The sequence below is a fragment of the Klenkia soli genome (assembly GCF_900103975.1).
In the GTDB taxonomy this organism is placed as follows: domain Bacteria; phylum Actinomycetota; class Actinomycetes; order Mycobacteriales; family Geodermatophilaceae; genus Klenkia; species Klenkia soli.
On record NZ_FNIR01000013.1, the window covers coordinates 145232 to 151855 of the forward strand.

The 6624-nt window shown below is 74.1% G+C and carries 7 protein-coding genes and 1 pseudogene; all 8 read right to left on the reverse strand.

The genetic code is table 11. The annotated features are described in order from the left end of the window. Positions 1-17: 17 nt before the first annotated feature. Positions 18-1109 (reverse strand): hypothetical protein, encoded by a 1092-nt coding sequence (locus BLS67_RS19435; protein ID WP_091248544.1) that lies wholly within the window; start codon positions 1107-1109, stop codon positions 18-20. A 2-nt stretch (positions 1110-1111) separates the two neighbouring features. Next, a complete protein-coding gene (locus tag BLS67_RS19440) occupies positions 1112-2143 on the reverse strand; it encodes a glutathione S-transferase family protein (RefSeq protein ID WP_091248547.1) in 1032 nt (343 codons plus the stop codon). A gap of 15 nt (positions 2144-2158) precedes the next feature. After that, positions 2159-3118, reverse strand: coding sequence for an SDR family NAD(P)-dependent oxidoreductase (locus BLS67_RS19445; protein WP_091248550.1), 960 nt, complete (start codon positions 3116-3118; stop codon positions 2159-2161). Between the two features lie 16 nt (positions 3119-3134). Further along, a complete protein-coding gene (locus BLS67_RS19450) occupies positions 3135-3818 on the reverse strand; it encodes a DUF6308 family protein (protein ID WP_091248552.1) in 684 nt (227 codons plus the stop codon). A gap of 28 nt (positions 3819-3846) precedes the next feature. Then, the gene (locus BLS67_RS19455) at positions 3847-4662 is read right to left on the reverse strand and encodes a formate/nitrite transporter family protein (RefSeq protein WP_091248555.1); all 816 of its coding nucleotides are present in this window, start codon (positions 4660-4662) and stop codon (positions 3847-3849) included. 62 nt (positions 4663-4724) lie between these two features. Then, the gene (locus tag BLS67_RS19460; protein WP_091248558.1) at positions 4725-5039 is read right to left on the reverse strand and encodes an EthD family reductase; all 315 of its coding nucleotides are present in this window, start codon (positions 5037-5039) and stop codon (positions 4725-4727) included. A gap of 58 nt (positions 5040-5097) precedes the next feature. Further along, complete coding sequence (locus tag BLS67_RS19465; RefSeq protein WP_091248562.1) at positions 5098-6102, reverse strand: SDR family oxidoreductase; 1005 nt, start codon at positions 6100-6102, stop codon at positions 5098-5100. A gap of 74 nt (positions 6103-6176) precedes the next feature. After that, positions 6177-6624: pseudogene (locus BLS67_RS19470) on the reverse strand (cytochrome ubiquinol oxidase subunit I); the annotation flags it as partial.

Sequence of the window (6624 nt, forward strand, 5' to 3'; positions counted from 1 at the left end):
GCCCGGGGACCCCGGGCTCAGCCCAGGGTCCAGAGCCGGGCCTCGCCGTCGCAGGTGCCGGCCACCAGGAACGTCCCGTCCCCGGCCGAGGCGACGGAGAGCGCGTCGCCCTCCCCGTCGCACAGCGCCACGGTGCGGGGGTCGTCGTCGCCGGTGACCGTCACGGTGGGGGAGTCCTGGTCCAGGAACGCGGTCACGACCGTGCCGTCCGCCGCCGCGACCCCGGCGACCCGGGTGCCCAGCTCGTCGCCGCCCACCGGCTGGTCGCCCAGCCGGACTCCGCCGTCCGGGTCGGCCACCAGCGGCTGCACCGCACCGGCGTCGTCGGTGGTGAGCCCCAGCAGCCGACCCTCGACCTCGGTCGGGTCGGCCGTCGGCTCGAGCTGGTCGTCCAGCGTCACCAGCCGCCCCGACGTGCGCCCGTCCGACGTCAGCAGGTCGAGCCCGGCCACTAGGTCGCCGTCGGCGGTGACCACCAGACCGACCAGGTCCAGCGAGGTCACGTCGTCCGCCCCCGGGTCGACATCGGCCGCGGCCTGCACCTCGCCGCTGGCCGGGTCGACCGAGAGCACCCGGGCCGCCGCGTCGTCGGGGTCCTCGGCGAGCAGGTGCACGACGTCGGCACCCGCCGCGGCGAGGACCGCGAGCCCGCGCGGGGCGCTCTGCTGCGGATCGAGCGCGAGCGGACCGGCGGTGGTCCCGGCGACCGGCACCAGGCCGAGCACCGGGTCGGTCGAGACGGGGTCCGCGCTGAGCACGACCGCCAGCGGCTCGCCGTCGACCAGCGCGACGTCGGTGGGCACCCCACCGGTCAGCCCGGTCACCGAGGTGGGGGTGGTCACGGTCGACGACGGGGAGCCGATGAGCAGGACCGCGTACCCGTCGGCGTCCGCCACCACCCGGGCAGCGGTCACCTGCCCGGCCGAGGTGGCCAGGTCCACCTCGTCCACCACCGCCAGGTCCTCGGCGGAGGCGCCACCGGTGGTGCTCGTGGCGGCGGTGGTGGGACCGGACCCGGTCGACGACGGGGCGGCGGCGTCCTCGGTGAAGGAGGTGCAGCCGGCCAGCGCGAGGACGGCGACCGGGGCGACCAGCCGGGAGGTACGCACGATCAGTACGAGGTGGCGCCGCCGGCGCCCTCGGACGCCGGGACCTCCTCGCCGGCGGCCACCGGGCCGGGCGGGGTGCCGTCGCCGAAGGGCGAGCCGCCGAGCTCCTCGCGGTGGTGCGGGGTGAGCCAGCCCGAGGTGTCCGGGCCCACGGGCACGACCTGCGTCGGGTTGATGTCCTTGTGCACGATGTAGTAGTGCCGCTTGATCTGCGGGAAGTCGGTGGTGTCGCCGAACCCGGGGGTCTGGAACAGGTCGCGGGCGTAGGCCCACAGCACCGGCATCTCGGTCAGCTTCTGCCGGTTGCACTTGAAGTGGCCGTGGTAGACCGCGTCGAACCGCGCCAGGGTGGTGAACAGCCGGACGTCGGCCTCGGTGATCGTGTCGCCCATCAGGTAGCGGCGGGTCCCCAGCCGTTCGCCGACCCAGTCCAGTGCGGTGAACAGCCGGTCGTAGGCGCTGGCGTAGGACTCCTGGTCGCCGGCGAAGCCGCAGCGGTAGACCCCGTTGTTGATCTCGGTGTAGACGCGCTTCATCACGTCGTCCATCTCGTCGCGCAGCGCCTCCGGGTAGAGGTCGGGTGCACCGTCGCGGTGGAACGCCGTCCACTCGGTGGAGAAGTCCAGCGTCATCTGGGCGAAGTCGTTGGTGACGACGGCCTTGGTCGGCAGGTCGACCATCGCCGGCACCGTGATGCCCCGCGGGTACTCGGGGTCGCGGGCGAAGAACGCCTCCTGCAGCCGCTCGTAGCCCAGCACCGGGTCGCGGCCGCCGGGGTCCAGGTCGAAGGTCCAGCTCCGCTCGTCGTGGGTCGGGCCGGTGATGCCCATCGAGAACGCTGACTCCAGGCCCAGCAGCCGGCGCACGATCGTGGCCCGGTTCGCCCACGGGCAGGCCCGGGCCACCACGAGCCGGTACCGGTCGGCCTCGACCGGCCAGCCCTGCGAGCCGTCGGCGAGGATCCGGTCCTCGATGTAGTTCGAGTCGCGTTCGAAGGACTTGCCGGGCTCCACGTAGCCCTTGTCGTTGCTCACGGTCACCAGCCTCGCTCAGTCGGCGTCGGGCCGCTGGGCGAGGTGCTCCTCGCTGACCTCCCACAGCCGCTGCGCGTTGCCCGGGTCCAGAGCCCAGGCGCGGACGCCGTCGCGGGTCTGCTCGTCGTCGCCCACGGTGCGGGCCTCGGCGCAGTCCTCCAGGTAGTGCCCGCCGGTGGCGAACTCCGGGGCGACCGCGGCGACCAGGGTGGTGGCCGCGCCCTGCTGGGTGTCCTTGAAGGTGACCGTGCCCTCGCGCTGCGCCTTCTCCCACCCGTCGATGACGTCCTGGGACACGTGCCGCTGCAGGTTGGTCATGATCCCGCCGGGCATCAGCGCGTTGGCCACGATGCCGTCGTCGGCCCAGCGCCGGGTGGCCTCGACGGCGAGCAGCACGTTGGCCGTCTTCGACTGGCCGTACGCCGACCACGGGTCGTACTCGCGGTCGGCGAAGTGGATGTCGTCGAAGACGACGGGGGAGCGCAGGTGGCCGGTGGAGGAGACCGACACGATGCGCGCGCCGTCGGTCGCCGCGGCCAGGGCGCCGTGCAGCCCGGTGGTCAGCGCGAAGTGCCCGAGGTGGTTGGTGGCGAACTGGGTCTCCCAGCCGCGGTCGGTCAGGGTGAGGGTCGGCAGGGCCATGACGCCGGCGTTGTTGACCAGCAGGTCCAGCGGGCCGTCCCAGTCGGCGACGAAGGCCGCGACGGAGTCCAGGTCGAGCAGGTCCAGCCGGGCGACCCGCAGCGTGGTGTTGCCGGTGCTGCCGACGACGTCCTGGGCGGCCGCCGCCCCCTGCGCGGGGTCGCGGACGGCGATGGTCACCTCGGCGCCGGCCGACGCCAGGGCGCGCACGGTCTCGACCCCGATGCCGGAGCCACCGCCGGTGACGACGGCCCGCTTCCCGGTGAGGTCGTGGCCGGCGACGACGTCGAGCGCGGTGCTGGTGGCGTCGAACTGCGTGGTGATCAAGGGCATGGCGCCACTGTGCCCCTCAGCGGCCGAGGGCAACCGCGTGGGTCAGCCGCAGCGAGCCCGACAGCCAGACCAGGACGTCGTGCAGCCGCAGCGGGGTCGCCCCGGTCGTCGCGGACAGCGCGGCGAAGGCGGCCGCGTTGGCGCGCAGCTCGCGGTGCACGACGGCGTGCAGGTCGCTGTCGCCCTCCTCGAGGTGGGGCAGCAGCTGCAGCCGGGTCACCCGGTCCACGTGCGGGACGAGCTCCGGGTGCCGGTGGTGCAGGGCCGCGCTGACGTACGGGTAGAGCGGTTCGCGCTGGACCTCCCGCAACGCGGCACCGACCGTGCCGGGTTCGCCGAGCACGGACAGCTCGTCGTCGGGCAGGTGCCCGAACGGCCGGCCCGCGGCCCGGTCGACCGCGGCGTCCACCGTCGGCCGGAGCCGGGCGAGCGCGTCGGCGACGGCGGCGTGGCCGGCTGGGTCCAGCCGGCCGTGCAGCCCCTCGGCGGCCAGCAGGTCGTCGTCGTCGGTGCCGGTCGGCAGCTCGTCGGACCGGGCCCAGCCGAAGGCGGGGACGTCGACCCACCGGCCGGTGCGGGTCCCGGGCGGGCGGAACCACAGCGGTCGCCGGCCGTGCTGGTACCCGCGGACGGCGGCCACCGCCACGTCGGCCGGGATGGGTCCGGGTCCGGCGCTGGGCAGGTGGAGCGGCTCGGTCACCGGCCGATGATCCCGCCCGGGGTGCACGTCATCGCCCGGCCTCGACCTCACCGCGCTCGGCGGCCAGCAGGTCCTTGCTGCGGACCAGGCGCAGCAGGGTGACCACCAGCAGACCGCCGGCCATGTTGGCCAGCACGGTGTACCAGAGCCAGGCCAGCCAGGCGCCGTACCCGAACGGCGCTCCGGAGTGCAGGGCCGCGAACACCAGCAGCGAGTCCAGCACCGAGTGGAACAGCTGCAGCCCGGCGAGCAGGAACGCCCCGGCCACGGCGGCGACGATCTTGGCGCCGTCGGACTCCGTGCCGTGCTGCATGCGGGTCATCAGGGTGAGCGCGGCACCGGCGAGCACACCCAGGCAGACCGACTGCAGGTCCAGCGGGGCGGTCACGAAGTGCGTCCCCGCCTCGACCGCGGTCGCCCGCAGGTCGGGGAAGGCGCGCACCACCAGCCACATGATGAGCCAGCCGCCCACGAGGTTGGCGGCGAACGTCCCGGCCCAGAACTTCACGAGCTGGACCGGGCTCGCCCGCTTGGCGACAACGGCGGTGACCGGCACCAGGAAGCCCTCGGTGAACAGCTCGCTGCGGGCCAGCAGGAGGGCGATGAAGCCGATGCTGAAGGCCAGCCCGGCCAGCAGGTGGCTGCCGGTCTCGGCGAGCACCGCCAGGTAGGCCAGCACGCCGGTGCCGACCTCGAGACCGCCGGCCAGGCCGGTGGTCAGCACCTCCCGCCAGCTGCGGTGCAGCCGCTGGGCACCCTCGCTGACGATCAGGTCGAAGGCGTCGCCGACCTGGTCCTCGACGGGTGCGTCCCCGTCGCCGAGCTCGCTGCGGGTGTCGCTCATGGGTGCTCCTCGGGGTCAGCCGAGTGTGCGCGCCGGTTCCGGTTCCTGCCGGACTCGCAGGATCAGGGGGTGGCGTCCTGCACGTCGAAGTGCACCATCGTCGCGCCGCCCGAGGCGAAGGTGGCGACGTCGGCGCCCGCGGCCCGGCCGGCCTCCGAGGACATGCCGGAACCCATCGCCTCGGCGGACTCGAAGTCCAGCTCGGCGACCAGGTAGGCCGGGCACGGCGACCCGTCCATGGTCTCGGCGTGCCCGGTGGAGAACCGGACCAGCCCGGGGATGGCCTGCGCCAGGCCGGTGTGCACGTCGCGGTAGTGCGCGTCGAAGGCGGCCGGGTCGGTGGGCTGGCCGTAGGTGACGAGCAGGCGGTGGGTCATGGGGTGCCTCCGGGGTCGCCCCGGGCCGCGGTGCCCGGGAGCCCCATCAGACCACGGTTCAGGAGCGGCGGCGGAGCAGCGCGGTGGCCCCCGCCAGCAGCCCGGCGCCGGCGACCGCGGCCACCGTGCCGTGGTACCGGCTGGCCCAGATCTGGGCGTCCCAGGTCCACTGCTGGTCGGAGAACCGGCCCTCGGCACCGAAGTCCCGACCACCCGCACCGTCGGCCGGCTCGTAGAGGTTCACCGGGTCGTCGGCCGAGGCGTCGACCTCGGTGAGCTGGCCGTCGACACCCGTGCGGGACAGGTACCAGTCCATGAACTGCGGCCACACCTCGGCGCCCAGCACGGTGTAGACCGTCGGGCTGCCGATCCACCAGGCCCGCCGGCGCGGGTGCTCGGCGGCGTGCACCATCGCCCTGCCCATCAGCTCGGGGGCGTAGATCGGGGCGACCGGCTGCGGGCGCTTGGGCATCTTGTTCAGCACCCAGCTGAACTGCGGCGTGTTCACCCCGGGGAGGTCGACCCGGGTGATGTGCACGTCGCTGCCCTCGGCCTTGAGCTCGGTGAGCACCGACTCGGTGAACCCCTTCACCGCGTGCTTGGCGCCGCAGTAGGCGCTCTGCAGCGGGATGCCGCGACGGCCCAGCGCCGACCCGGTCTGCACGATGACGCCGCGGTCGCGGGGGCGCATGCGCCTCAGCGCAGCCATGGTGCCGTGCACGAAGCCCAGGTAGCTGACCTGCGTGACCCGGGCGTACTCGGCCGGGGTCAGCTCGTGGAACGGGGCGAACGCGGCGGTGAAGGCGACGTTGACCCAGATGTCGATCTCGCCCAGCTCGGCCTCGACCCGGGTCGCCGCGGCCTCGACCGCGTCGGCGTCGGCGACGTCGACCGGGACGACCAGCGCGGTGCCCCCGGCCGCCCGGACCTCGTCGGCCGCGGCGGCCAGGCCGACCTCGCCGCGGGCGAGGAGGGCGACCCGGTCACCGCGGCGGGCGAACTCGACCGCGGTGGCCCGGCCGATGCCCCCGCTGGCTCCGGTGACGACGACGGTTCGTGGCATGCGGGGTCTCCTGCGGTCGGGCGGGCGTGGAGCTGGTGCCTACCCGGCCGCAGGGGGGCCTCATGCCCCTGCGGTCAGAAGGGATCCGGGTCGTTGGCCCCGGCGCGCTGGCCGGTGCCGTCGAGGGCCTCGCTGGCGTAGGGGCCGTGCTTCTTGCCGGCGTGGGCTTCGGCTTCGAGGCGGTCACGCAGGTGGGGGTAGTGCAGCTCGAAGGCGGGGCGTTCGGAGCGGATGCGGGGGATCTCGATGAAGTTGTGCCGCGGCGGGGGGGACGAGGTGGCCCACTCCAGGGAGTTGCCGTGGCCCCAGGGGTCATCGCGCAGGGCGAGCTGCCCGTACTTCCAGGACTTCACCACGTTGTACAGGAACGGGATGGTGGAGGCCCCGAGGATGAAGGACCCGATGGTGGAGATCGTGTTCAGCGTGGTGAACCCGTCCGTGGGCAGGTAGTCGGCGTAGCGGCGGGGCATGCCCTCGTTGCCCAGCCAGTGCTGGACCAGGAACGTGGTGTGGAACCCGATG

What these genes read in the sequence shown, in the direction of transcription:
- BLS67_RS19445 (WP_091248550.1), bottom strand. Translation starts at nt 3,118, where the DNA reads ATGCCCTTGATCACCACGCAGTTCGACGCCACCAGCACCGCGCTCGAC.
- BLS67_RS19455 (WP_091248555.1), bottom strand. Translation starts at nt 4,662, where the DNA reads ATGAGCGACACCCGCAGCGAGCTCGGCGACGGGGACGCACCCGTCGAG.
- BLS67_RS19460 (WP_091248558.1), bottom strand. Translation starts at nt 5,039, where the DNA reads ATGACCCACCGCCTGCTCGTCACCTACGGCCAGCCCACCGACCCGGCC.
- BLS67_RS19465 (WP_091248562.1), bottom strand. Translation starts at nt 6,102, where the DNA reads ATGCCACGAACCGTCGTCGTCACCGGAGCCAGCGGGGGCATCGGCCGG.